Source organism: Dyadobacter sp. HNCC25DJ187 (assembly GCF_056895255.1).
The window spans coordinates 1,261,724-1,287,117 of sequence record NZ_JBXHAT010000001.1 but is presented as its reverse complement, the minus strand read 5'-3'; the positions used below and the strand labels follow the sequence as shown (position 1 = coordinate 1,287,117).

Below are 25,394 nucleotides of genomic sequence, written 5' to 3'. Positions count from 1 at the left end.
TTCATGTCATGTTTTATGAACAGCAAGAAGAAAGTCAGTGGATGAAGTTCATCGTGTCAACTCGTGAAAATGAAGAGAGGTCAGGCCAAACAGGGTGGTGGTACCAGAACTGAGAGGTGTGCCTGGTAGGCGTTCAGTTTGTAAGTAAAGTTTACCCGACGAATATTTTTGAAATACCCTGGTAAGAATTGGAAGGAGGTAACAGCATATGCGAATAGCTGAACGACAGGCAAATTATGAACCCGGTCACTGGTTTGTTTATCCTCTTTCTCTTGTTGGGCTTTTAGAGTTTTGGCCAGATAGCACTGTCCGTTACAATTTAACTGCGGTCTGTCGCGGTTTTCGCATAATACCCGAGTAATATATTGCTTGTTAATCTGGTAATATGCAATTGTTCCCCACTGACTGAATGTCGGTAGGATGGTTGCAATAAGCCATATGTAAAGCAGAGTATTTCGCATCTTATTAATCGCAAAGATAGCTACGGTTTGTTTTGCTATACAATGCGTACACGCATAAGATTATCAATTTTTGTTTTTGCCTACCTGTTGCACGGGATCAGGGCATATCTTTGCTCCATGAAATTCTCGCTGATCATACTGGCATTTTACATCGGAATCTTATCCTGCTTTCCCTGCCAGGATGGACCCGTCGGTGTTGCGTATGAAAGCAGCGTTTTTCGGGAAGTTGCTCATCATGAAGTCGATCACCGGGAGCATGGAGGCGACTATTGTTCTCCTTTGTGTATTTGTTCCTGTTGCGCTACTGTAACAATGCCACCGATTTTTTTCGGATTGGCGTTGCCCTCAACTTTATCTTTTATCCCCGAGAAATCTTTTCAGTACAAAGCTGCGTCTGGTCAGACTAACACAGGACTGATCTGGCAACCCCCACGCCTGGTTTAACATGTTTCGTTTTCAGTTTGGTTTGTTACGATGGCTACCTATTAGCCATTGACGGGCTATGTCTGCACACTTTTTACGTTAAACAAAAATGTTGGATAGAATCATTTATTTTTCGATCCGCAATAAGCTTATTGTGGGCATTTTCACGCTCGGTCTTATTGTATGGGGACTTTGGAGTGCATCCCGCTTAGCAGTGGATGCCGTTCCCGATATTACAAATAATCAAGTTCAGATTATCACATTGACACCAACACTGGCGGCTCAGGAGACGGAGCAGCTGGTTACCTATCCCGTTGAGCAAAGCCTGGCAAATCTGCCTGATCTGGTTGAAATGCGTTCTATTTCCCGGTTTGGTCTCTCAGTGATCACCGTTGTTTTTGAGGATGATATAGATATTTATTTTGCTCGTCAGCTTATCGGGGAGAAACTTAAAGAGGCTGAAGATAAAATTCCGAAAGGACTTGGAACACCACAACTTGCACCAGTGAGTACAGGTTTGGGGGAAGTATATCAATATGTGTTACACCCCAAAAAGGGCGCAGAGAGTAAGTATTCGGCCATGGACCTGCGAACTATGCAGGATTGGATTGTCGCACGTCAGCTTTATGGAACCAAAGGAGTAGCAGAGGTAAATAGCTTTGGCGGTCTTTTGAAACAATACGAGGTGGCTGTCAATCCTCAGAAGCTGAAAGGAATGAACGTTTCCATTACCGATGTATTCACTGCTTTGGCAAAAAACAATGAGAATACAGGCGGCGCTTATATTGATAAGAAACCTAATGCCTACTTTATACGAGGTATTGGTCTGGTTTCATCCCTGGATGACATCCGTGCCATTGTGGTTAAGAATGTGAATGGTATTCCGGTATTAGTCCGCGATGTTTCGGAGGTGCATCTGGGGCATGCTGTTCGGTATGGATCCGTGACCTATAATGGTGAGAAAGAAGTAGTAGGTGGCATTGTGATGATGTTGAAAGGTGCCAACAGCGAAGCTGTTGTAGCGCGTGTAAAAGATCGCATCCAGACAATAAAAAAATCATTGCCTGCAGATGTGGAGATTGAAGCCTATCTCGACAGAACTGAACTGGTCGACAGGGCAGTGAACACAGTTAAGACCAACCTCATTGAAGGTGCACTGATTGTAGTATTGGTTCTGGTTTTGTTTCTGGGCAACCTCCGGGCAGGCTTAATCGTGGCCTCTGCCATACCTCTTTCCATGCTTTTTGCTTTGGGAATGATGAATACCTTTGGAGTATCAGCCAATCTGATGAGCCTGGGTGCCATCGACTTTGGCTTGATCGTGGACGGTGCGGTGATTATAGTTGAAGCAGTACTGCATCATTTGGCACTGAGGAAAACTACGCAGGCACTCACACAGGATGAAATGGATCAGGAAGTGTATGAATCTGCATCGAAGATACGGACAAGTGCAGCCTTCGGAGAGATTATTATCATGATCGTTTATATCCCAATCCTGGCCTTGGTTGGCATTGAAGGTAAGATGTTCAAACCTATGGCGCAGACCGTCTCGTTTGCCATTCTGGGGGCTTTGATCTTGTCGCTGACCTATATACCGATGATGGCCGCCTTGATTCTGCCAAAAGTTTCCTCGCATCATAAAACGCTATCAGATAAAATGATGGATCACCTGCAGGCAATTTATCAACCTGTTCTGATAGGAGCAATACGTTTTAGAATTGCGACAGTTGCAGGTACCATTGCAGTTTTTGCCGTGGCTGTTTTCATTTTTTTAAGAATGGGAGGAGAGTTTATACCTCAGTTGGAAGAAGGCGATTTCGCATTTCACTGCATACTTCCGCAAGGAACTTCCTTAACCCAAAGTGTAGAAACTTCCATGCAGGCAAGCCGGATTATAAAGACATTTCCGGAGGTAAAAATGGTGGTAGGGAAAACCGGAAGTGCAGAAGTCCCTACCGATCCGATGCCGCCCGAAGCTACTGATCTGATTATCGTCCTAAAACATAAAAATGATTGGACCGGTACCAAAAGCTATTCGGAGCTGGCAAAGCAGATGGAAGAAAAACTGGAAGACATTCCCGGGGTATTTTTCGAATCCAATCAGCCGATTCAAATGCGTTTTAATGAATTAATGACCGGCGTAAGACAAGATGTAGCCATTAAGGTGTTTGGTGAAAACATAGATACGCTTGCTGCCATAGCACCAGAGATTGCCAAAATGATTCGGTCGGTGGAAGGCGTAACCAGCCCGCAAATAGAACGTACTACTGGTCTGCCGCAAATTACTATTGAGTACGATCGCGCTAAAATTGCCGGATACGGGATGAATATCCAGGATATTAATCGTACAGTACGGACTGCGTTTGCCGGGGAAGTAGCAGGAGTGGTCTTTGAAAATGAACGCAAGTTTGATCTGGTGGTACGTCTGGATAGTGCCAACCGCTCTTCCATCGAAGATGTCAGCGATTTATTTGTTGCGCTGGCCGACGGGACACAAATTCCGCTGGCACAGGTGGCAAATGTATCCTTTAAAGAGGGGCCGGCTCAGATCAGTCGTGAAGATGGAAAACGTCGTGTTGTTATCGGCTTTAATGTGCGCGGGCGTGACGTACAGAGTGTGGTTCAAGATATACAAACAAAATTGGAAGGCGCAAATCTTCCAACAGGTTACTATATCACATACGGAGGTACTTTTGAAAATCTGCAAAAAGCAACGTCTCGTTTGTTAATCGCAGTGCCAATTGCTCTTGTGCTGATTTTTGTGCTACTGTATTTTACATTCGGTTCGTTTAAAGAATCTCTGCTCATTTATACGGCAATTCCCATGAGTGCGATTGGAGGCGTGTTCGCTTTATTGCTGAGAGACATGCCATTCAGTATTTCAGCAGGTGTCGGGTTCATTGCGCTGTTTGGGGTGGCAGTGTTGAATGGAATTGTGTTGATAGGTACTTTTAATCAATTAGAGAAGAGTGGGTTTAAACGACTCATTCCCAGAGTGATTGAAGGGGCTAAAATAAGGCTGAGACCTGTAATGATGACTGCAACGGTCGCTTCTTTTGGTTTCATTCCTATGGCGCTTTCAACCGGGGCCGGAGCGGAAGTACAGAAACCACTGGCCACCGTCGTAATAGGGGGATTGGTCTCTGCTACGTTTCTTACTCTGATTGTGCTGCCATTACTTTACATTCTGTTCGACAAAGCCAAAGGAAAAATATCCGGAACCGTAGTAGCAGTAATCTTTATGATGATTTGGGGAAATGCGAATGCACAAAATGTCACGGGAGAAAGAGTGCGGATAGAGCATCTTCTGAATGCCGGTAAATCGAATCTGGAATTGGAAGTAAACCGCCTGGCCGTGATACAGGGAGAATTTCAGATTAAATCAGCTGTATTGATACCTAAAACGGGTGTTTTTGCTGAGAATGAAGACCTAAGGCCGACCGACCGTAAGGGCATTTTAAAAATTGGAGTGTCACAAACTCTCCCCTGGCCAGGTCTGTATAAAGCTCAGAAAAATCTTTATCAGCAGCAGCTTGAAGCTTTAAGAGCAAGTGGTGCTTTAATAGGTACCAAACTGAAAAAGGATATTTATTCAGTATACTATCAGCTATGGTATCTGCAGGACAAGGAGCGACTGTTTCTGCGTCTAGACAGTATTTTTACTACTTTGAATCAAACTACAGCTTTAAGGGCGCGTACCGGATATGTGCCTGGGCTGGATAGTATTGGTTCCATGACCAGGTCGCGGGAAATGAAAGCTTTTGTAACACAGACAGCCATAGAAATAAGGATTCAGCAAAGTTTGCTGATGCAGTTATTAAATGTGCAACAGCGCTATCTTCCGCCCGATAGTTCTTTGCAAAAACTGTCCCTAACAGAGAAAACTCAGCCAATAACCCATCCTTCTCTGGACCTGCAACAGAGCAATGTTGCTATTGCAAGCGCAGGTGTATCATTAGCCAGAAGTGAGAACAAGCCTGATTTTTCCGGCAGATTCTTTTCCCAGCGTTTGTATGGTTTGAGTGATCCGTTCACGGGCTTTTCCGTGAGTGCGGCTTTTCCGTTATTCGGCGCCGGTGCATACCGAAACCGTGTAAATGCTGCGAAAGCGGAAGTGGACTTGCAGCAAAAGCAGCTTGCCTATAGTCAGCAGCTTTTCCTGACACAAAGCGAGCAAATACGACAAGAGGTTGATAAAAATGAGGTTTTGCTCTCTTTTTATGAAACCACTGGGCTGGGGCAGGCATCGGAAATGATCAGGTCGGCTACACTTGCTTACAAGCAGGGTGAGATCAGTTTTACAGAACTGTCTCAGTTTTTAACGCAGGCCATAGACATCCGCCGCAGCTATCTGGATAGTCTGAATGCCTACAACCAGTCTGTTATTCAATTCAATTATTTTCTGAATCGATAAGCAATGAAAAAGATATTAATGATCATAAGTGTACTTGCGTTTGACTACCTGATTTTATCGTGCAGAGAGAAAGGTGCCTCTGATAGACAAGAACATCGATCAGAACAACACGTAGAAGCAGACATGGCAGACAACCATGAAAATCCCAATACAACCAGTCTGACTGCTGCACAAATCAAAAGCATAGGTGTTGAAATAGGTACAGTGGAAGAGAAAGAGCTCACAGCGGCGTTGAAAGCGAACGGAACCCTGAAGGTCCCTAATCAAAATCGTGCTACAGTTAACTCGCTGTATAACGGAGTGATTCAGAGCTTGCAGGTTCAACCTGGGGACGTTGTGAAAAAAGGGCAGGTTCTGGCAACATTAGCCAATCCCGATTTTATGCGCTCGCAGGAGGAGTTTGTGTCCGTAAATGATCGCATAGCACTGGCTGACATCGAGTACAACCGGCAGAAGGAGCTATCTGCCGGAAATGCCGGCGCCTTGAGAAATTTTCAAGTTGCGGATACGGAACGTAAAACCCTTCGTACACGTCGCAATGCGCTGGAACAACAAATTCGATTGATGGGGATTGATCCTGCAATGATTCGTGATGGTAAACTTATATCCAGTATCAGAGTAAAAAGTCCGATCTCCGGAGTAGTGAGTGATGTAACTGCTCAGATCGGGAGTTATGTAGATTTGTCGACAGCCATTGCAACGATTGTCGATAACAGCCAGTTACACCTTGATTTGCATGTATTTGAAAAAGACCTTCCAAAACTCCGCAACAACCAGATTATTCATTTTACATTAACCAATGCGCCTGGAAAAGAATATGATGCCCGTATCTTTTCACTTGGATCTTCATTTGAAGGTGAAAGTAAGGCGGTATCGGTACATGCCAAAGTCATGGGCAATAAATCGGGATTGATCGATGGAATGAATATCACCGCTGCTGTGAGTCTGGAAAAAGCAACCGTACCCGCTGTGCCAACCGAAGCAATTGTAAATCACAGAGGACAGGATTACATCTTTATCGTTAATGATCCGCATAAAGAAAATGAACATTCCGAGCAAAGTCATTCGCACGACAAAGCTGATTCTGATCTTAGTCATGATCATCAAGAAAAGCAGAAGCCAGCTAGTACCACTGATGTTATTTTTGAAAAAATTGCCATAGCAAAAGGAACGACAGACGTGGGCTATACGGAAATTACATTATTAAAACCTATCCCAAATCATGCAAAAGTGGTGGTGAAAGGCGCATTTTTTGTGTTGGCTAAAATGACAAATTCAGGAGGTGAGCATGCGCATTGATGATGTGTGAAACTGTTGGCCGAGATAATGATGATGAGGCCAGTTAATAGTTTACTTTCTAATACAATTTATTCACAGACAAATGGCCTAAGCACTAAAATATTTCTTCTGGCATAAATTTTATTTTGGCATTTTTAATAGATAATTATTTGTTTTTGTAGAATAGTGGGGATGTATTTCTACATTTTTTTGTATTTTAGTGGCGTGAAAACCTACTCTCCCTATTAATGAAACGGAAAACCATCAAATTGAACCCTTCGTGGATTTCAAAACTTTCAGTTGTCGCATTATTTACCTTCTTCGTAGCATTTCTAACTCCCGGATTCGGATCTCGGGAATCGAAGGTTACAAGTGTTAAGTCTCCGGTAAAGACATATTCCAGATGGAACACTTTATCCAGAGAAGAATTCAAAGAGTTAAGTCGATTTGCGAATCTGGATCGCACAAAGCGAATTCAGGAGCACGACGACCTTGATGGTCGCAAGGCTTTGGATAGTATTCGCAGGAACAATCGTTAGTATTCTGCTGTCCTGATGGAGCAAAGAAATTGATTTTCAATCATCATCCAAATAAGCCGTTTGCCTGTCTAGCGTAAACGGCTTATTTCTTATCGTAATTCCTGAATCGCAAAATAGCGGTTTCGTGACCTATCTTAGTAGCCTGAACTGCCACTAACGAACAAACTGTCGAAATATATAATGACCCTTTCCCGCAATACACTGGTTCTTTGGTTTTTTATTATCCTGAAATTCGGAATTCATTGTTTAATCATTTCTCCTGAATATGATCTTCAGCGTGACGAATACCTGCATATTGATCTGGGTAAACATCTGGCTTGGGGATATTTGTCGGTGCCGCCATTGACATCCTGGAGCTCGTGGCTGATTCTGGCCTTAGGTGGTTCTGAATTCTGGGTAAAATTTTTTCCGGCGCTGTACGGGGTGCTCACGATGGTTGTGGTCTGGAAGGCAACAGAGGCACTGGGCGGCAAACTCTTCGCGCAGATTCTGGCAGCAATGGCTGTGACTTTTTCTGTTTTGCTGCGGATCAACATGTTGTATCAGCCTAATTCCTTCGATGTACTGGCATGGACGGCACTGTATTACATGTTCCTTCAATATCTGAAAACAGGGCAATCCAATTGGCTGTATAGGGCTGCGCTGGTAGCAGCACTGGCTTTTCTGAATAAGTATAATATTGTATTTCTGCTGGCTGGATTGGCTCCTGCGCTCTTAGTGGCAGGCCAGTATCGGCTGTTCATGAACAGGCATCTCTATCTCGCGGCGTTGTTGGTGTTGCTTTTGATTGCTCCCAATCTGATATGGCAGTATCAAAACAACTGGCCCGTGGTTCATCACATGAAATTGCTTTCGAAAACCCAGCTTGTGAATGTAAACAGAGGGGATTTTCTAAAAGAGCAGCTACTGTATTTTTCCAGTTCAGTATTTGTGATGATTGCAGCTTTGATTGGCTTTTTTACTTATCAGCCATTCAGGAAGTACCGCGTTTTCTTTTGGTCTTTCCTGTTCTCGTTAGGCATTTTTGTTGCAGCACGGGCCAAAGGCTATTATGCCATTGGGTTGTATCCTATTTTACTGGCTTTCGGATCTGTATACCTTGAAAATGTGATTCAGGAACGATGGATGTGGCTTCGTGTCGCTGCGATTACGCTCATTGTTGCGGCATTCCTGCCAGTCGTAAAAATAGCTTTTCCGTTACAAAGTCCTGAGGCAATTGCAGCTCACCCGGAATCTTTCAAACCACTGGGTTTGTTGCGGTGGGAAGACGGAAAGGATCATGCCTTGCCTCAGGATTTTGCAGATATGCTCGGGTGGAAAGAGCTTGCAGCGAAAGTTGACAGTGAATACGCTAAACTGAAAGATAAAAAACACACTGTTGTTTTATGCGACAACTATGGGCAGGCGGGTGCGATTAACTATTATTCAGCATTTAAGGATATTGGTGCGGTAACGGTCAACGCGGATTATATCAACTGGTTTCCGCTGGATGAGGAAATCGTGAATGTTATTCTTGTTCAAAATGCAGACGATGACGATCCGGATCGAAACAAGGAGAAACCGCTCTTTCGTACGATCAGACGGGCAGGTAATATTGAGTCGAAATATGCACGTGAGGCTGGCACCAGTATTTATACGCTGGAAAGTGCTACAGTATCAATCAATGAAATCCTGAAATCGGATATCGAAAATGCCCGCTGGAAATAAGTCTGCCTTGTGGGGATAAGCGAACTATTTTCTTACATACATTTCAATAATCTCCTGATTGATACCCAGACTGTCAATTTTCTCGACTCCCGTCTGGATAAGTGTGTCATTTTTGAGTTTTAGTTTGAAATGAAAATCATGGTTTTCCCATTCCCGGTAGTTGCAATAGGTCAGGTGCTCGGTATAATCTTCGCCTTTAAGCTCATAGGTTCCGCTTCCGGCCGAAAACACCGCTGAGTCTTTGGACGTTGCCCGGATATTATGATTGAAAAAAGCGAATTCCTTATCTGTGAACATTTTGATCATTTCACGATTTGCAACAGGAAAGGTGATGGCTGTATCTGTTTTCGTTATGATTTTACTGGATATTAATTTCCAGGTTCCTGGCAGCAGAGGTGATTCAACAGAAGTTTTGTTTTCCTTTTGGCAGGAAGCCATAGCGATTGTGGCAATCAAAATAGTGAAAAGGGTTTTCATAAGGTAGGGTTGATAATTAATTGGATTTGTATATTTAATCAGCTAATCCCAGAACGTAGGTGCTTTCTCTGTACGCTCAAGTCGGAGCAGAAAATCCTTGTTATGCAATCCTCCGGCAAATCCCGTTAGTTCTCCCGATGCACCTATTACACGATGGCATGGAGCAACAATAGAGATAGGATTTTTTCCATTAGCCGCGCCCACGGCACGTACGGCTTTTATGTCTCCCAGTTTTTTGGCAATAGCTCCATATGTACGCGTTTCGCCGAATGGAATTTTAAGTAATTCTGTCCAAACACTTTTCTGAAAATCGGTACCGATAAAGTCCAGTTGCAAATTGAAAATAGTCCGTTTTTTAGAAAAGTATTCAGCCAACTGTTTTTCAGTTTCCAGAAGTAAAGGATGTGTTTCATGGACTTCGCCTGGATCCACCTTCACTCGTCCGGCTTTATCATTTTCCCATAATATTGCGGCAAGTCCATTTTTAGTAGCAATAAGTGTAAGTTCTCCTACCGGGGATTTAATTACTTTAAAGTGGTTCATGCTATAGACAACTGTCAAATGATGGTCTGTTTGTATAAAAATTATTTAATAAAGGTAACCACGGAAGTAATTTTACTTTATTGCTTTAATTCGGATTCAAAACGCTTTCAAATTTGCAGTGTATGAAAAAGTCAATACTTCTTTCTCTGTTGCTTCTATTCTGCCTCGGTACTGCTCCGCGGGAAATAACGTGGGTAGCTATCGGAGATTCCATTACTTATCTGAATGACCACAAGGAACAAACAGGCAACCGCGTAACCAAGGGCTACCTGACATTGATCACCGAAAGGCATCCGCAGGTAAGCTACATTAATAAAGGGTATAATGGATGGACCTCGGTAAATATTGCGGATAAGATTGAAACCTTAGAGCTGACCAAAGCTGATGTGTATACGATATTCCTCGGAACGAATGACTGGTGGCAGGGCAAAGCACTGGGAACCTATAGCAACTACAAGGATAACACAGGTTCAGGTACCGTATATGGTGCTTTCCGAATCATCACGGATAAGCTTCGTTTACTGAACAAAAAGGCAAGGATCATTCTGATCACTCCTATGCAAAGAGGTGACTTTGTATATATTAATAATCCGAAAAATAATGCTTTTGGCTCCTACAGATTGAAGAACGAACAATCCCTGGAACAGTTTGCCAATGCCATAGTGGAGATTGGGAAAAAAGATAAAATGCCAGTCGTGGATTTATACCATGATAGCGCCATGACGCTGGAAAAGATGGTTCACTTTAAAAAGTTACGTAATCCGGATACAGGTACGTATACAAATTTTCAGTATCCTGATTATACAACTATTCCTTTTGATCCGGAGAAAGATGCTTATCCATATCCTGAAGAATCTATCTATATGACGTATGATGGCTTGCATCCTTCTGACGAGGGGTACAGGATCATCGCCGATATGCTTGAAGCAAAGTGGAAGAAGCTGAGATAAACAGTTATTGGTTATATTTACGCACTCAGAACCATCTATTATGAAAGCCAGACAGAAGTTTGCGGTTTTACTTGGATTGCTGTTACAATCGGCAATCTCTCACGCCCAACCCCTGAAACCTTACTTTGATAAATCAGAGTATATTGAAACGCTGAAAGTAAATCATAAGGTACATATTGATGTTGATAAATGGCAGGATGTCAAAACGGTTCCGGAACCGGCGCATTTCAAACAGGTATACCGGTCGAAAAGTGTCGGGTTTGATAATTTGTGGGATCTATGGAAAAAAAATGATCGACTGGGTATGATTGCCGTGCGAGGCACAACGCAGACAGAAGCTAGTTTTTTGGCTAATTTCTATGCTGCGATGGTTCCTGCTAAAGGTACCTTGAAATTAAGTAAAAATTTCACTTTTGATTATCATCTGGCTGATCATCCCAATGCAGCAGTACATGTGGGTTGGCTTGTGTCTATGGCGTATTTGTCGGGAGATATCGTATCCAAGGTAGATTCCTGTTATAAAACGGGTATGAAAGAATTTATTCTCACAGGGCATAGTCAGGGAGGAGGAATCGTTTTTCTTCTAAAAAGCCATCTTGAAAACCTGAAGAAAACTGGTAAGCTTCCGGCTGATGTTCTTTTTAAAACCTATTGCAGCGCAGGTCCTAAACCAGGTAATCTGTTTTTTGCCTATGAATATGAAAATCTCAACAGGGACGGCTGGGCTGTGAATGTGGTCAACACCGCCGACTGGGTTCCTGATGTTCCTTTCACCGTTCAAACCGTAGATGATTTTACAGCAGTGAATCCTTTTCATGGTGCTAAGGCACAGATCAAAAAACAAAAATTTCCGAAGAATCTGGCTTTAAAATACGCTTACAATCAGATGAGTAAGCCAAGTTACAAAGCGCGCAAAAATTACCAGAAATATCTGGGGAAAATGGTGTCTCAAACCGTTAAAAAGCAATTTCCCGAATTTGAAGCCCCTAAGTATTTCAACAGTAACTATTATGTGAGAACCGGAAATACCATTGCACTACATGCAAACGAGGATTATTTCAAATTGTTTAATAACGATCCTTCCAATCCCAACATTTGGCAGCATCACTTACCGGCAGCATATCTGAACCTGGCAGAGAAACTGGAATAGCCAGATTAGTGTGACGCAATGTATTCTTTCAGGCTAGCCAGCACTTTGAACATGGCATCGTTTACGCGATCATTGTCTGCTTTTGCCTGATCTAGTTGCCCCTGCAATTCTGATCTTTTTTTCTTGCTGTTTTCTGTTTTCACCAACATTTCTTTTTCTGCTACCAGATTGTTCTCCTTAATTCCCAATCTTGCCGGCGAACGTAGTTGAGAAGTACCATCTAGGTTAGTGATCGTGACCTTGTATCCCTGATTATCCATGTTGAGAGTCAGGTCAAAACGGACATAGTCGTACAATGATGTCTGTACCGGAACATAAGAATTAATTTCCAAAAGTCCGGCTTGCGTATCCTGCTTAACTACAGCATTTTCATAATTACCAAATGTATCAGAAATCCATCTTTGAGCTATTTTGAAACACTCTTCCTTACTTTTTTTCGTGGAAGATTGATCACTATATGTAGCTTTTTTATTGGCGTCGAGCAGGAGCTTTCCGTCTTGAGAATAAGTAGCGCCGGAAATAAGGATCAGTGCCCCCAGAATGAAATATTTCAATGTTGATTACGAATGGTACGTTGCAAAGTATAGATTAATGGATGGAATGTCAAAGGTTGGGCTATGGTATTTTGTAAAAAAGTAAAGTAGGTTGAGATAGATATAATGATGCACAGGTATCAATTTTGTAATATAGCAGAGAAAATCACTTAGCACTAAAAACACTAAAATTATGCGTTGGCAGGATTTACGCGGAAGTAGTAATGTAGATGACCGCCGCGGGATGTCGGGTGGCGGCAAGGTTGCACTTGGAGGAGTCGGAGTAATTATCGTGGTAGTATTAGGGCTGCTCACAGGCCAGGATCCCGGGCAGATTATGGAAAACCTGCAGGGAGCGCAAACAACCGAGCAAACTGGTGCGCGTCAGCCAGGACCCAGACCAGACGACCGTACAGCCGACCTTGTTACTAAAGTGTTGGGCAGTACCGAAGACGTATGGGGAGAGATATACACTGAGAATAATGCGCAATATCAACAGCCTACACTGCAAATTTTTGAAAATGCCACGCAGGGAGCTTGTGGCAGCGCTTCAGCTGCAATGGGACCTTTTTACTGTCCTGCAGATCAGCAGGTATACATTGATTTGTCGTTTTGCGATGAGTTGCGCACGAAGTTTAAGGCACCTGGTGACTTTGCTGTGGCCTATGTCATTGCGCACGAAGTAGGGCATCACGTTCAGAATTTGATGGGAATTTCTTCCCAAGTGCAGGAACAGCGAGGTAGATTAAGCAAGGCAGAATACAATAAGTTATCCGTAAAACTGGAGTTACAGGCGGATTTTCTGGCTGGTGTTTGGGCAAATCATGCCAATAAAATGGAAAAAATACTCGAGCCAGGTGATCTGGAATCAGCTCTTGCAGCCGCGAATGCCATTGGTGATGATAAACTTCAAAAGCAATCTCAGGGTTATGTAGTGCCTGATGCTTTTACACATGGGACCTCTGAGCAACGGATGTACTGGTTCAAAAAAGGATTTGAAACCGGAGATTTAAGCCAGGGGAAATTTGATGATATTAAATAGTTGTCTGACAAGTGGAGGCCAAAAACTATCCACTTGTCACAACTGAAGCTATTTTTCTTCGGACTCTCCCGTGCTGTCTGATCTGGCAGTTATTGTATTGATTGCGAGGGTATGATATGGAATTGCAGCGGTGTTATATTGTTGCGGCGCTTAAAATACATGTGGTAAATTAATTACCGTATAATAACCTTTGATACGTAGCTTTTTGTTTTTGATTCAAATTTTAGCAAATAAATACCCGGCTTCGTAGTGCCGGTATGAAGCTTGATATCAGCTTGTTGATTGACGGATTCAAGGGCGAGTAAATTTCCCGCCAGACTCCATAAACTGATTTTCCCAGTAGATGGTTGTACAAACCGGACTATAATTCCTTCCTGGCTCACAGACGGATTGGGATACACGGTGAACATTTTGCTGACTTCCTGATGCGTACCAAGAACAATGTCAGTCATGATTTCTGCATAACCAAATTCAGCTGATTCTGCTTTGTCGCTAACGGCTTTTAAACGGTAGTTTGACGATTGTCCGCTTGAAACCAGGTTGTCCCGATACGTTCTGGAAGAAGCTGGCAATACTGCAATGCCTCTGTAACTGGTATTAGTGTGATCTTTTCGTTCCAAAACATAGCTTTTAGCATCAGGCACTTCATTCCAGGTCAATGTTACATCGCGGTTAGTACCTGGCTGAGCATCCAGTACAGGAGTGTCTAACGCGTTCCCAATCGATACATGAAAAAAAGAAAAAGCTCTCATGCCGAGCTTGTTTTTTAAATAAGGACCAGTATATCTGAAATAGGGTGGGCTGGCTTCTATATAGTTGGGAAGATAGTTAAATTCCTTTGCCGATTGGCCGCCTTTTAATTCAAGAATAATACGATTACCTTCTGCTGTGCCGGACAACACGGCTCCGGCATTATCGTTGAGATAAAAGAAATCCTTCATGTGCAGCGTCACATCGGAATGATCTGGTTTGTATGCTTCGGGATATACGAGTTCCTGGCCCTCATCAAAAGCGAGGATTAATCTGTCATTCGCAAGGCTACTGTAAAATGCCTTCCGGACATCTGGTGAGTTGATATTGAGCGTATCCGTTAGTTGGTAGAAATCTCTGGCGATCAGACGGGCTACCTCCTGTCCACTCTGGATATTGCCTTCCCTGGAGTAGTGGAGTCCGTCAAATCCGGTAGTTCCTACACTCGCGATCGATCGTACATCCGGATAGATTTGTGGTAGCCTGCGCTGATAGTCCCTGACAATTGCACCTATCGGGGAATTGTAATAAATGATATCAATTTGAAATACATACAGATTTTGAAGATTGGGATAATCGGTATACAGGTTTTTTCTAAACAGATCGAAATAGCCTTCCCAGTTGGATCCTTCGTGATATGCCTCTGTTTCACCTTGTCTGAAAACAAGTCCGCGCACCGCTTTGGTCAGTCCTGCTTTTTGAACCCTGTACAACATCCGCCCATAACCATTATTCGGATCAGCGGGGTTCCCTGATGTGCGTCGGGAATGGGCTTCGGCAGATGACCAGTGAAATCCACCATTGATGAGACAGTTGGGAATCCCAGATACTTCTACCAGTTGCCTTTGTATTTCCAATCCCATGGTTCCCACCAGGGATCCTGAATTTTCCTGATTGGACAGTGCCCAGAGAGTATCGGCAGGATTATAAGGATCCGTGTTTAAGTTGCCGGTTATTTTTCCAAACGATCTGCAATACTTGCTTGTTTGCTTTTCAGTAAAGAAACCGGTGGAGTTGGATTGTCCCGTTAGCAAGTACGCATCTCCACTTACAATATTCTGCCGGTCAGCGATCATCGTTGAGTCACCAGGTTTACAAGCGTAAATCTTGAAACGGTAATCTGCCAGTTCTGCTTTGATTTTTGCTGTAGTACTGAAGCCCCCACCTGCACTGTAGCCAATCGCGGCACGCAGATATTTCACCAGTACTTCGTTACGATACACCATGACAGACATGTAGCTGTACTCAGGCAGATCAACCGTACCCGATACAGATACGTCCGCTTCGTCCTTAATATCACGCGGATACAACTGGTAGTTTTGTGGTATTGTATTAAAATTTACAAAGCTTATTTTTTCAGCACGTACACCATCTGAGAAATTATGAAAGCAGCAGAACGCAGTAAGCAGAAAAAAAATCTGATTGAATACTCCGGAAAACTTCGATTTCATGATGGCCTGTGAGAAGACTGATAAATAGAAATGTGAACTGAAAGACAGGATAGTGTCAAATAATTATTCCGGCACTTCCTTATTGATCTTTTCGTGTGCTTCTTCCAGTTCTTCATGATCAGCTTCAGGCTCTTCCTGCTGGTCGTCTGCCTGCTCTTCATACTGCAATGCGATGTAAATAGGAAAATGATCTGAATTGAAATTTTCTAATCGCCGCATCGTAACCAGCTTAAAATCAGTACTGCAGAACACATGATCCAACGGGAATCGCAGAAATGGGTATTTCGCATGAAAGGTATTAAAGAATCCTCTTCCTATTCTTGGATCGAGTGTCCCGCTTATTTTAGTAAACAACTTGGTAGTATGAGACCATGCCACATCATTAAGATCACCAACTACGATAGTGGGGCCAGGATTTTCTTTTACTTCTTTGGCTACCAGTAACAATTCCTTATCGCGCTCAGTTGCATAGAGGTTCTCCCCGGGCACTGGTGGAGTAGGATGTACACAGTGTAAGGTAATATGTTTTCCTGATAGAAGTTCTACTTTGGTTGTGATTGAAGGAATTTCATCGTCAACCAAATAACGCACTTCGGGATTGACCAGTTTGAGCTTTGAGTAAAGCAGCATTCCGTATGTATTTTCAATAGGGATCAATACCTGGTGAGGATATTTTTCTTTCAGTTTCTCAGTGCCCTTGTACCAGTATTGATCCGTTTCTAATAAAAGCACAATATCAGGATCATTCTTTTCAATCATGCTCAGGCAGCCAACCGTATTCTTATTGTCCTGATACACGTTTGAAGAAATAATACTAAGCTCATTCTTATGGTCTGTAAAGGACCTTTTCAGCAGTACTTTTTTTGCAAGAAAAGAGAAGGGGTATATCTGGTAGATCAGATAAAAGCAATTGATGATCAGGGCTGCGAAAATGGCTATTTCAAATGGCTCCTTTACTTCGAAATAAAATGAATAAAGGATAATGACAACCAGATTCAGAAACAGTTTCTGCAATCTTGGGTAGTCGAAGACTCGGAATGTCCAGTAATCATTTCTGACCAGAGGCATCAGTGAGAAAAGAATAATCAGGCCCGAGAAAACTTCCAGGGAGAGCTTTAATGACTGCATGTAACTATTTTAGTTTTTGTTTTTTTACTCCCGTTGTAGTAATCTTCACAGGATTGATTAAGCCTTTTTCGTTAAAGGTCATGACATCAATACAAGTTTCACGATGATTCCCATCTGTTTCTGTAAGTGGGCGGCGGTGATATACAATATAATACTGGTCTTTTCCCGGACCTTTGATAACTGAATGGTGACCTGCTCCTCTGGCCACGGTAGGATCCTGTTGCAGTATTCTGTCAATCCTTTTGAAAGGTCCGAAAGGTGAATCCGCAATAGCATAAGCTACAGAATAATTCGGGCCCGTCCATCCTCCTTCCGACCACATGAAGTAGTACTTTCCATCACGGATAAACATGAATGGCCCTTCCACATAACCTTCCGGAGTAACCTCTTTAAAAATACTACCATCTTCAAAAGGGATAAAACCTGTAAAATCATCATTCAGCTTTGCAACATTACAGTGTTTCCATCCACCATAATAAAGGTAATGCTGTCCGTCTTTATCCTTGAATACAAACTGGTCAATTGGCTGCGCACCGTTATGGAACTTGTCGATCAGTGGTTTGCCCAAATAGTCTTTGTACGGTCCTTCAGCCTTGTCGGCTACCGCTATACCTATACCTCCTTTTTCCTGATCATTCTGAATATCATTGGCTCCGAAGAAGAAAAAATATTTGTCGTCTTTTTTGATGATGGATGGAGCCCACATCGCACGTTTTGCCCATTTTATAGCTGAGGTATCCAATATAGATGCATGCTTTTTCCAATTGACAAGATCTGTAGATGAAAAGGCATCAAAGTGAACCTGCTTGTTATACGGCGCCGAAAAAGTAGGATATACCCAGTATTCTTTTCCAAATACGATAGCCTCAGGATCAGCATACCAGCCGGGAAAGATAGGATTGCCTGATGTTTCTTTTTTCTCCTTCTGAGCAAAAACAGGTTGAAGACTCAAAAGGGCCATGGCTGCGACAATACATTTTTTCATGGTGTTAAATTAAAATAAATATAGGTTAATTGGTTTAGTATTCACCAGCAGATCCTCCTCCGCTGAATTTGCCGCTTCCACCAAACTTATGGTCTTCTCTGACAGGAACATCACTTAAAAATTCAGAAGCAATTATAGTTTGTATGTACAGAGATGCAGACGCGTTTTCTTCGGGATGATCGCTGATGCCGAATTTAGGCTTTTTCAGATAATGTATACAAAGTGCAGATAGGGTAATCATTACGATGCCAGCCAGAGCAATAACCTGTGAAGCTGGAAGAAATTCGGAGTAATAATAGCATGTGAATGCGCTAAAAGCGAAGGCTAGCAAACCTGTTACAAGGAGAATACGATTCTTCCTTCGAAGTCCAAGAAATAAAAATAGTAATGGGACAGCTAATGTAAATATATAAAACAGAATGGCGAAATCTATTTGCGGGCTTTCCGTTCCGTGCAGATCATTAATGAATGCATTTGCTTCCCGCACCACGTAATAGTTACCACTAAGATATAGCAGTAGCAACGCGATAAATTCTATTAAAATACGACTTTGCCGGTAATAAATGTCACGTATTTTCCGAACAAAAAAGTATATACTGGTCGACATAACCATGATGGCGAAAGGTAGTAACATGCGTCCGGGTACTGATTTCATAATCAGGCTCATAACAAGGGTATATACGCTAATCAATATGCAAATCGCAAGCAATGAGTCGGCATAACGATAAAATGCTGGCACAAGCATCAATAAGGCAATTATACAATACTGCCATATTTCCAGCCCGTTCTCGTAATGAAGTATTGCTGGAACAAACAAACAGATCAGTCCCGAGTACAATAGTGCATTGTCTGCTCCGGAATGGTATAGCTTCTTTTGCTTGATCATATATTCCAGACTCACAAAAAAGACAATTCCGGAAATTATGATCGGAATGATAAAGGAATCTCCTGAATCCATCCCAAAAAGTAAAGTAATAAAACTCACAAAAAATGCGCTGGCTATGCTGGCAAACAGGAAAAGTCCTATTCGTACAAATAAACTCGGAAGATAGAATTGCTGAGGAAACTGCGTGCAAATTTGAGCAAACTGCGCTTCTGAAAGCAATTTCTCTGACATCCACCGTTTGCATTGGTTTTGCAGGTAGAGATTGTTTATCCAGGTTTGCTGATATGCTCTTTTCATTTTCCAGTTCCTAGAATTTTCTTGAAGTTCAAAAGAAAGATCAGCGTTCCGGCGCTGGAAACGAGCATATACAGCACACCGAACATGCCGATCATCACATCAGGAGTGATATGGAAAAAGGCATAACTAATAGCTATATAGCCATAAATAACACCCATCACTAAAAAAATGGCAACCTGATCTTTACGCGCAGTTTGTATCAGATAGAATGATAGGGCTACCGAAATGATGAAGTATATAATCCAGGGAGAATGGTTAAACATTCCCGCAATAGTAGCCGCTGCGGCAAGATTTGCTCCAAACAACGTATACGTAAAGCTAAAATGACTTTTAAGCTGCTTTAATTCAGACAACTTGCCTATTAATGAAAGAACCAGGCCCAATGCGATAGCTGATATCAGCAAACTTTGGTTGGTGAAGTCATTGCCGCGTAGAACAGAAGTAGGGGAGATGGTGAGTCCTAGCCAGGACGCAAGTCCTGTTAGTGCCATAGATAACACGCCTAAATGATCAAAGCGATAAGCAATAAGAAAAAAAAGAAACGTTGGAACAGCTACTGCCAGTCCATAGCTGGTTCCGAATAATGTATATTGATATTGAACGTAACCTTCCAGAATCAGAAATAAGCTACATGCGGTCAACAGGCTATAGTCGGCCAATTGGTTTTGTGGATTTACCTTTGACCAGGAAAAACCACAGCGATGCCTCAAAGCATGAGCAAAAAATACAACACACAAAATTGCCAGTAATGCGATGATGACCTGATGACCTATGCTATCAATGTTGTCATACACGATGACTCCGATGCCTGATGTAAAGAGCACTATGCCGAGATACAATATACTGCGAAGCTCTTTGTAGACGGAAAAAGGGCGTGAATTCAGGAATTGGGATATAAGCCCTTCTTGCTGTTTCGATATGATTTCACTGTTGCGAAGTTGCCTGAGTATATCGTTACTGGTCATGTTCCGGATAGTGGATTTGGACATACTGTAAGATATTACTCTTTCGCATAAATTTCTTTTTGTTAAAATCGTAGAATGAAGTCTTCTTTTACCTGTTCTTTTCTGAAAAAAACCAGACCAATCCAAAACAAATCTACAGTAAGGGTAACCTGAGGATGCGCTTTGATATGGCTCCAGGCCATTGTCATCTCATCAGACCAGTAGATATCATCAAATATAAACAGGCTGTTATTATGCGCATAAGGCAAGCATTGTTCAAAGTACCTTACTGTAGGCTCAAAGCGGTGATTGGCATCAAAGTAGGCATAGTCAATACCATTGGAAAAGCTCTTAAGCGTTTCAGGTAGCGTTTGATCAATGTTTCCTACCACAATTTCTATGTTATCCCTACCTTCATTCTTGAAGTTTTCACGAGCAACCTGAGCCGTTTGCGGACACCCTTCAAATGTAACAATTCGAGTTTGCGGACTCGCTTTTGACATATATAGCGTGGTGAGCCCCAACGAGGTTCCCAGTTCGAGAATATTGCCAGGCTTGAAACGCTTGATAAGACGATAGAACAACCGTCCAAATTTTTCAGGTTTTTCAGCGTTTTTGGCAATGGTTTTCAGTTTTCGCGTGTTAGACTTATTGATACGAGAACCCGCCCCGAGATCTAAAATTTCAATCTCCTGTTCAGAACAAAGTAATTTTTTTCTTAATATCTGCAGGCTGGTATAATCAGTATTTTTGTCGTTTTTGACCGCAATGACGTTCTTGTATAATTCAAACAAAAACGGGGAATGTATGGCATGTTCGTTACCGGAACGAAACAGATATTTGATATAAGAAGCAATCAATTCGTCTTAATTTATAGCAATTTAAAATCTCTTGGTTGGATCAGTTCAATCTGTAAGGTACAACCAGCGAAAATGCAGGTATAATCACTCTGAATTGTTTACCATCTATAATTCGCTCCATCAGATAAGTTCCGGCCATTTTACCAATATCAGTTCTTAAATTGCAGCCGGATACATAGTCATGTACATCGCCGGGTTCCAATATAGGCTGTAATCCTACAACACCTTCACCTTCCACCTCCCTCACAGAGGCGTTCGCATCGTAGATCAGCCAATGGCGGCGTAAAAGCTTTACGGTATGTTCACTACGGTTCTCAATCATGATTTTATATGTAAACACGTAGTGCTCCTGCCCAGGATTAGAGTAGTCGGGCTGATATTCTGTCAGTACGGTGACTTTTACACCTTCTGTAACTTTTGAAACCATAAGAATCAGGTGTTGTGTTTGTACTTGTGTAAGTACCAGTTTTTGACCATAAATACTCGTACCAGACGAAAATAGTCATCATTTGCTGACAAAACCAAATCAAAAGATATTAATTTGGTTTTTAATTTAAACTCAATTGGATGGATGTAAAAATAGAGGAATCGTGGAAAGAGCGTCTGGCGCCGGAATTTGAAAAGCCTTATTTTCAATCTTTAGTCACTTTTATAAAAGGGGAATATGCTACGAAGCAGATTTTCCCGCCGGCCAAGCAAATATTTAACGCGTTCAATCACTGTTCATTTGATAACTGTCGCGTGGTTATTTTGGGCCAGGATCCTTATCATGGAGCTGGCCAGGCTAATGGACTGTGTTTTTCGGTCAATGATGGGGTCAGGATACCACCTTCGCTTGTAAATATATTTAAAGAAATTCAGCAAGATTTGGGTAAGCCTGTTCCGTCAACCGGGAATTTGGAAAGATGGGCTTCGCAAGGTGTACTATTGCTCAATGCTACACTCACAGTTCAAAGCGCGGCAGCAGGATCACATCAGAACAAGGGCTGGGAGAAATTTACTGACGCAGTGATTACTTGTATATCCAAAGAAAAGCAAAACGTTGTATTCTTGCTTTGGGGGAAATATGCTCAGGATAAAGGCGCAGTCATTGAGGAGAGCAAACATTTTGTACTTAAATCGCGTCATCCATCACCTATGTCTGCTAATGCAGGAGGATGGTTTGGCAATCATCACTTCAGCCTGGCTAATCAATATCTGGAGCAACACGGATTAAAGCCCATAGAGTGGTAACGAAAAAAAGAGTCGGGAAGCCCGGCTCTTTTTCTAATTTTCACTCCTATTACTATTTATTTTTGAATATTGGAATTAAGCTCTAAGACCTTGTCCCAATTAGCTTCATTTACCTTTATAAATTCTTGACGGTCTGTATCTGTAACATATTCGTCGGCACTCTCCTTCGTGCGGAAAGTAAGATAATGCACTACGTCAAACTGCTCGCCATCCGCTTTACTTTTTTCAACTTTCCCAGCAGAATAAGCAACTACATCTTTTACGTTGTTCTTCAATGTTGCGAAGTCACGCATATGCTTTTCAATAGTTTCACCGCTTGTCCCTGGTTTAAATTTAATACAAACCACACGTTGGATTTCAGCAGGTTTATGCGGAACGTACGCACCGTAAATTACCAGCATAAACAGGGACAGGGCAAAAACGGGTATTAGATATCCTATTGTTTTATTACGAGGTTTCATTTTTATTTTATCTGTGTATAGCCAAAGTTGATTTTGAGCCAAACAAAAGTAAATATAAAAATTTAATTGTACTATTTTTATAATAAATATAATATATATTGAAAAATCAAGTCATTTTAGAATTATATTTTTTTAAAATAGGATATGTAGAAATAATATTTTGTTTCATTTATCGTCCCACCTTTGGCAGTTACTGGGATTTTGGATGTCAAATCAACACAGCACAGTGTCATTTTTTGTTGTTTGGATAAATACATGTTTGAAGATGTTCTCTTCTGTTACTTTTTATGCACGATTCTGTATAAACATTGCATTTGGCTCTGAATGTCAGTTCGAAATTTTATACTGAAAGCGATTTTGGCATCATTAAAAATATTTTTGAAAAAGACGGTTATTTTCGGTGTATTCGTAAGTTTCTGCTGCTCATCTGCCATGAAACGACCGAATTGGGGCTTCTGGGCTCACAAGCGGATCAATCGTCTGGCTGTATTCCGTCTTCCGATTGAAATGCAGTATTTTTATAAAACTCATATTGATTATCTTACGGAAAACGCCGTAAATCCAGACAAGCGAAGATATGCCGTGGTGGGAGAAGCCGAGCGGCACTTCATTGATTTGGATGTTTATGGAGATAGCGCATTACTTATTTTGCCGAAATTTTGGCAGGATGCTGTTGCCAAATTTGGAGAAGACAGTCTTCGAAGGCATGGCATCGTACCCTGGCACCTGCAAATGGCATCTTATCAACTCACCGAAGCATTCAAGGAGAAAAACGTCACACGCATACTTCGGCTGAGCGCAGATCTGGGACACTATGTTGCAGATGCTCATGTTCCTTTACACACCACACGTAATTACAATGGCCAGCTGACAGGGCAGGAGGGGATCCACGGATTTTGGGAGTCCAGATTGCCGGAATTGTTTGCAGAGAACTATCAGCTTTGGATTGGAGAAGTAAGGTATATTGACAATGTCAGCACTGATGTCTGGCGTGTTGTAGCTGAATCGCATGCCGCAAGCGATTCTGTGTTTCAGTTTGAAAGGGAACTTACAGCGTCTTTTGATCCCGATAAAAAATACACTTACGAACTAAGAAATAACGTGCTTACCAGGACTTACACCAGAGAGTTTTCGGGGCGTTTTGAGGAAATGTTGAGTGGACAGGTGGAGCGCCGTATGAAGGCGTCAGTAGCGATGGTGGGAGATATGTGGTACACTTGCTGGATTAATGCCGGGCAGCCGAACCTTATAAACTTATCTTCGTCAGCATTATCCACAAGTAAAGAAGAAGAAGAAGCCGCCGAACAACGAAGTTGGCTACAGCGGCTTCTCAAAGTCAGATCAGAAAGTGATAACTGACCTGCTATTTTAATTTTACATAAGTTTCCCGGAAGTACTGCACGCTCTTGGCTACCTCCGGACCATTGTTTTCCCAGTGATATTCATATTCGACAGAGATCGGTCCTTTGAATTTCTGACGTTTCATTTCAGCCATTACTTCATTGACCTTACTGTCACCATTTCCCCACACTACATCATAGTATTTGCCATCTGGTGTATCTTTTTTTACATCCTTGAAATGCATACCAAGAACATGTCCTTCCAGTTGTTTAAGACACTCAACCGGATCGAGGCCGGAACGAACCCAGTGGCCGATATCAGAGCAGGAACCAACAAATTTACTTCCGGCGGCATACCTAAGAACGGAATCAGGATGCCAATAGCGCGAAGGCTTCGGGTGATTATGTAGTGCCAGATTGACCTTGTACTTTTCAGCCATTGGAATAATGTATTTTAATTGATTCGGATCCGGCTCTGTATCAATATTGAGGACACCCATGTCCTTGGCAAATTCGAAAAGCTGTTTCCATTCTGCTTCGTCTTTACCTTTTACGACACCATAGGCAGTCATGGTGATACCGTGCTTTTTAAGCAAATCCTTTACCTGCTTTCTTTTGGCAGCATCCATTTTGAAATCCATTTTGCCCTCGATCCCGCCGCCAATCGTTTGTCCGGGAAAGGCCTCCACATATTTCAGACCACAGCTGTCTATTTTTTGTAAAGCTTCAGCAAAAGTGAATAATCGGAATGTATAAGATTGAGCACCTAATTTCCACCCTGCTTTATCTTCCGGATTCTTTTGTGCCATTGCTGAAATGCATAACAACGCCATGCAGCATGACAAAATAGTAAACTTAGTAAATTTCATTTTTTAAATAATTTGTGATTTAAATTCAAAAGTTCTTTTGCAAATATGTTCTACTCACCTTGTGACTTAAGAATTCGTGCTGTAACCAGTAGCTGTCCAAGATGCCGCTGAGTGTGCTCCGCTGCATGAAATATCAGTCCCAGGTGCGTGGATGGTATTTTAGCTCTCCCTACAAACCGGATCCCGGTGAGGGAATGCGCGTCGGTATGCTTTATTTGCTCCAAAGCAATGCCGATCTGCCTTTCAAAACTGTGTAGTAAGAATTGATACGAGCAATTTTCAATTGGTGCAATTCCCTCATTTTTGAGGTAGGCCAGCTGGCTATCAGAAAGCTGCTCTTGTCTCGCGTAGGTGAAAAGCCGATCTAAAACACCGGTAAGATGCTGAAGATGAAAGCCAACGGAGGCAATTCCGGCTGGTTTTTCCCAAAGTAGGTGATCAGGCAAAGTTACCTCCTGTAGTTCTTCCAAAGCTTGTAGAAGAGCATGTGCTGCAGGCTGTAACAAAGGAGGTATTTCCGGAAGCGGGCCTCTGAGCCAGACTTCGGCCTTGGACTGATTTTGCATAGCGATAGAGTTTTGCAAAGTTGATGTTAGGATTTTGTAATCACTGCTATTCTTTGTACCAATAAAAAGACAATTTTGTTCTCCTGAAAATAAAAAAGAGGAACCCG

General features: G+C 42.2%; 23 protein-coding genes. 10 read left to right on the top strand and 13 right to left on the bottom strand.

Annotated features, from left to right (window positions below; all coding sequences use genetic code 11):
• Positions 1-578 precede the first annotated feature (578 nt).
• The 5 genes from AC1XUE_RS05280 to AC1XUE_RS05260 all read left to right on the top strand — a co-directional run bounded on the left by AC1XUE_RS05280 (position 579) and on the right by AC1XUE_RS05260 (position 8,822).
• The gene (locus tag AC1XUE_RS05280; RefSeq protein ID WP_483354889.1) at positions 579-905 is read left to right on the top strand and encodes a DUF6660 family protein; all 327 of its coding nucleotides are present in this window, start codon (positions 579-581) and stop codon (positions 903-905) included.
• 88 nt (positions 906-993) lie between these two features.
• Positions 994-5,298, top strand: a complete 4,305-nt coding sequence (locus AC1XUE_RS05275; RefSeq protein ID WP_483354888.1) for a CusA/CzcA family heavy metal efflux RND transporter — start codon at positions 994-996, stop codon at positions 5,296-5,298.
• Between the two features lie 3 nt (positions 5,299-5,301).
• The gene (locus AC1XUE_RS05270) at positions 5,302-6,597 is read left to right on the top strand and encodes an efflux RND transporter periplasmic adaptor subunit (RefSeq protein WP_483354887.1); all 1,296 of its coding nucleotides are present in this window, start codon (positions 5,302-5,304) and stop codon (positions 6,595-6,597) included.
• A 227-nt stretch (positions 6,598-6,824) separates the two neighbouring features.
• A complete protein-coding gene (locus AC1XUE_RS05265; RefSeq protein ID WP_483354886.1) occupies positions 6,825-7,115 on the top strand; it encodes a hypothetical protein in 291 nt (96 codons plus the stop codon).
• A gap of 180 nt (positions 7,116-7,295) precedes the next feature.
• Positions 7,296-8,822, top strand: a complete 1,527-nt coding sequence (locus AC1XUE_RS05260; protein ID WP_483354885.1) for an ArnT family glycosyltransferase — start codon at positions 7,296-7,298, stop codon at positions 8,820-8,822.
• 24 nt (positions 8,823-8,846) lie between these two features.
• On the opposite strand, the gene AC1XUE_RS05255 is transcribed toward AC1XUE_RS05260, so the two are convergent.
• Together AC1XUE_RS05255 and AC1XUE_RS05250 are read right to left on the bottom strand one after the other, a co-directional pair.
• The gene (locus AC1XUE_RS05255; RefSeq protein WP_483354884.1) at positions 8,847-9,299 is read right to left on the bottom strand and encodes a hypothetical protein; all 453 of its coding nucleotides are present in this window, start codon (positions 9,297-9,299) and stop codon (positions 8,847-8,849) included.
• A gap of 42 nt (positions 9,300-9,341) precedes the next feature.
• Positions 9,342-9,842 carry a methylated-DNA--[protein]-cysteine S-methyltransferase gene (locus tag AC1XUE_RS05250; protein ID WP_483354883.1) on the bottom strand — a complete coding sequence of 167 codons (501 nt, stop codon included), beginning with the start codon at positions 9,840-9,842 and terminating at the stop codon, positions 9,342-9,344.
• A 122-nt stretch (positions 9,843-9,964) separates the two neighbouring features.
• Between AC1XUE_RS05250 and AC1XUE_RS05245 the strand changes: the two genes are divergently transcribed.
• Positions 9,965-10,792, top strand: coding sequence for an SGNH/GDSL hydrolase family protein (locus AC1XUE_RS05245; RefSeq protein ID WP_483354882.1), 828 nt, complete (start codon positions 9,965-9,967; stop codon positions 10,790-10,792).
• A gap of 40 nt (positions 10,793-10,832) precedes the next feature.
• On the top strand, positions 10,833-11,942 hold the full coding sequence (locus AC1XUE_RS05240) for a lipase family protein (RefSeq protein ID WP_483354881.1): 1,110 nt from the start codon (positions 10,833-10,835) through the stop codon (positions 11,940-11,942).
• A gap of 5 nt (positions 11,943-11,947) precedes the next feature.
• On the opposite strand, the gene AC1XUE_RS05235 is transcribed toward AC1XUE_RS05240, so the two are convergent.
• A complete protein-coding gene (locus tag AC1XUE_RS05235; protein ID WP_483354880.1) occupies positions 11,948-12,496 on the bottom strand; it encodes a DUF4468 domain-containing protein in 549 nt (182 codons plus the stop codon).
• Positions 12,497-12,668: 172 nt separating this feature from the next.
• Here AC1XUE_RS05235 and ypfJ point away from each other — a divergent pair, with 172 nt between their 5' ends.
• Positions 12,669-13,517 (top strand): KPN_02809 family neutral zinc metallopeptidase, encoded by an 849-nt coding sequence (ypfJ, locus tag AC1XUE_RS05230; protein ID WP_483354879.1) that lies wholly within the window; start codon positions 12,669-12,671, stop codon positions 13,515-13,517.
• A 173-nt stretch (positions 13,518-13,690) separates the two neighbouring features.
• Here the strand turns inward: ypfJ and AC1XUE_RS05225 are convergent, their stop codons facing one another.
• From AC1XUE_RS05225 to apaG, 7 genes are all read right to left on the bottom strand, one after another.
• Positions 13,691-15,718 (bottom strand): T9SS type A sorting domain-containing protein, encoded by a 2,028-nt coding sequence (locus AC1XUE_RS05225; RefSeq protein ID WP_483354878.1) that lies wholly within the window; start codon positions 15,716-15,718, stop codon positions 13,691-13,693.
• A 63-nt stretch (positions 15,719-15,781) separates the two neighbouring features.
• On the bottom strand, positions 15,782-16,846 hold the full coding sequence (locus AC1XUE_RS05220; RefSeq protein WP_483354877.1) for an endonuclease/exonuclease/phosphatase family protein: 1,065 nt from the start codon (positions 16,844-16,846) through the stop codon (positions 15,782-15,784).
• 4 nt (positions 16,847-16,850) lie between these two features.
• Complete coding sequence (locus AC1XUE_RS05215) at positions 16,851-17,831, bottom strand: glycoside hydrolase family 43 protein (protein WP_483354876.1); 981 nt, start codon at positions 17,829-17,831, stop codon at positions 16,851-16,853.
• Between the two features lie 34 nt (positions 17,832-17,865).
• Complete coding sequence (locus AC1XUE_RS05210) at positions 17,866-19,014, bottom strand: hypothetical protein (RefSeq protein WP_483354875.1); 1,149 nt, start codon at positions 19,012-19,014, stop codon at positions 17,866-17,868.
• Positions 19,011-20,003 carry a DUF2157 domain-containing protein gene (locus AC1XUE_RS05205; protein ID WP_483354874.1) on the bottom strand — a complete coding sequence of 331 codons (993 nt, stop codon included), beginning with the start codon at positions 20,001-20,003 and terminating at the stop codon, positions 19,011-19,013. Before AC1XUE_RS05205 ends, AC1XUE_RS05210 begins: the two co-directional genes overlap by 4 nt.
• 38 nt (positions 20,004-20,041) lie before the next feature.
• Positions 20,042-20,818: an O-methyltransferase gene (locus tag AC1XUE_RS05200; RefSeq protein ID WP_483354873.1), complete on the bottom strand. Its 777-nt coding sequence runs from the start codon at positions 20,816-20,818 to the stop codon at positions 20,042-20,044.
• A 40-nt stretch (positions 20,819-20,858) separates the two neighbouring features.
• Positions 20,859-21,245, bottom strand: coding sequence for a Co2+/Mg2+ efflux protein ApaG (gene apaG, locus AC1XUE_RS05195; RefSeq protein ID WP_483354872.1), 387 nt, complete (start codon positions 21,243-21,245; stop codon positions 20,859-20,861).
• A gap of 140 nt (positions 21,246-21,385) precedes the next feature.
• On the opposite strand from apaG, the gene ung reads away from it, so the two are divergent.
• Positions 21,386-22,051: a uracil-DNA glycosylase gene (gene ung / locus AC1XUE_RS05190; RefSeq protein WP_483354871.1), complete on the top strand. Its 666-nt coding sequence runs from the start codon at positions 21,386-21,388 to the stop codon at positions 22,049-22,051.
• Between the two features lie 56 nt (positions 22,052-22,107).
• Here ung and AC1XUE_RS05185 read toward each other — a convergent pair whose 3' ends face one another.
• Positions 22,108-22,554, bottom strand: a complete 447-nt coding sequence (locus tag AC1XUE_RS05185) for a Dabb family protein (protein WP_483354870.1) — start codon at positions 22,552-22,554, stop codon at positions 22,108-22,110.
• 390 nt (positions 22,555-22,944) lie between these two features.
• On the opposite strand from AC1XUE_RS05185, the gene AC1XUE_RS05180 reads away from it, so the two are divergent.
• Positions 22,945-23,871, top strand: coding sequence for a zinc dependent phospholipase C family protein (locus tag AC1XUE_RS05180; RefSeq protein ID WP_483354869.1), 927 nt, complete (start codon positions 22,945-22,947; stop codon positions 23,869-23,871).
• A 4-nt stretch (positions 23,872-23,875) separates the two neighbouring features.
• Here AC1XUE_RS05180 and AC1XUE_RS05175 read toward each other — a convergent pair whose 3' ends face one another.
• Complete coding sequence (locus AC1XUE_RS05175) at positions 23,876-24,721, bottom strand: sugar phosphate isomerase/epimerase family protein (protein WP_483354868.1); 846 nt, start codon at positions 24,719-24,721, stop codon at positions 23,876-23,878.
• A 50-nt stretch (positions 24,722-24,771) separates the two neighbouring features.
• Positions 24,772-25,287 (bottom strand): DinB family protein, encoded by a 516-nt coding sequence (locus tag AC1XUE_RS05170; protein WP_483354867.1) that lies wholly within the window; start codon positions 25,285-25,287, stop codon positions 24,772-24,774.
• Positions 25,288-25,394: the final 107 nt, after the last annotated feature.

Excerpts from the sequence above, each read along its gene's own strand:
- apaG (WP_483354872.1), bottom strand. The coding sequence starts at position 21,245 with ATGGTTTCAAAAGTTACAGAAGGTGTAAAAGTCACCGTACTGACAGAA.
- AC1XUE_RS05270 (WP_483354887.1), top strand. The coding sequence starts at position 5,302 with ATGAAAAAGATATTAATGATCATAAGTGTACTTGCGTTTGACTACCTG.
- AC1XUE_RS05220 (WP_483354877.1), bottom strand. The coding sequence starts at position 16,846 with ATGCAGTCATTAAAGCTCTCCCTGGAAGTTTTCTCGGGCCTGATTATT.
- AC1XUE_RS05275 (WP_483354888.1), top strand. The coding sequence starts at position 994 with ATGTTGGATAGAATCATTTATTTTTCGATCCGCAATAAGCTTATTGTG.
- AC1XUE_RS05175 (WP_483354868.1), bottom strand. The coding sequence starts at position 24,721 with ATGAAATTTACTAAGTTTACTATTTTGTCATGCTGCATGGCGTTGTTA.
- AC1XUE_RS05180 (WP_483354869.1), top strand. The coding sequence starts at position 22,945 with ATGAAACGACCGAATTGGGGCTTCTGGGCTCACAAGCGGATCAATCGT.
- ypfJ (WP_483354879.1), top strand. The coding sequence starts at position 12,669 with ATGCGTTGGCAGGATTTACGCGGAAGTAGTAATGTAGATGACCGCCGC.
- AC1XUE_RS05240 (WP_483354881.1), top strand. The coding sequence starts at position 10,833 with ATGAAAGCCAGACAGAAGTTTGCGGTTTTACTTGGATTGCTGTTACAA.
- AC1XUE_RS05260 (WP_483354885.1), top strand. The coding sequence starts at position 7,296 with ATGACCCTTTCCCGCAATACACTGGTTCTTTGGTTTTTTATTATCCTG.
- AC1XUE_RS05215 (WP_483354876.1), bottom strand. The coding sequence starts at position 17,831 with ATGAAAAAATGTATTGTCGCAGCCATGGCCCTTTTGAGTCTTCAACCT.
- AC1XUE_RS05280 (WP_483354889.1), top strand. The coding sequence starts at position 579 with ATGAAATTCTCGCTGATCATACTGGCATTTTACATCGGAATCTTATCC.
- AC1XUE_RS05210 (WP_483354875.1), bottom strand. The coding sequence starts at position 19,014 with ATGAAAAGAGCATATCAGCAAACCTGGATAAACAATCTCTACCTGCAA.
- AC1XUE_RS05245 (WP_483354882.1), top strand. The coding sequence starts at position 9,965 with ATGAAAAAGTCAATACTTCTTTCTCTGTTGCTTCTATTCTGCCTCGGT.
- AC1XUE_RS05205 (WP_483354874.1), bottom strand. The coding sequence starts at position 20,003 with ATGTCCAAATCCACTATCCGGAACATGACCAGTAACGATATACTCAGG.
- AC1XUE_RS05250 (WP_483354883.1), bottom strand. The coding sequence starts at position 9,842 with ATGAACCACTTTAAAGTAATTAAATCCCCGGTAGGAGAACTTACACTT.
- AC1XUE_RS05170 (WP_483354867.1), bottom strand. The coding sequence starts at position 25,287 with ATGCAAAATCAGTCCAAGGCCGAAGTCTGGCTCAGAGGCCCGCTTCCG.
- AC1XUE_RS05265 (WP_483354886.1), top strand. The coding sequence starts at position 6,825 with ATGAAACGGAAAACCATCAAATTGAACCCTTCGTGGATTTCAAAACTT.
- AC1XUE_RS05255 (WP_483354884.1), bottom strand. The coding sequence starts at position 9,299 with ATGAAAACCCTTTTCACTATTTTGATTGCCACAATCGCTATGGCTTCC.
- AC1XUE_RS05225 (WP_483354878.1), bottom strand. The coding sequence starts at position 15,718 with ATGAAATCGAAGTTTTCCGGAGTATTCAATCAGATTTTTTTTCTGCTT.
- ung (WP_483354871.1), top strand. The coding sequence starts at position 21,386 with ATGGATGTAAAAATAGAGGAATCGTGGAAAGAGCGTCTGGCGCCGGAA.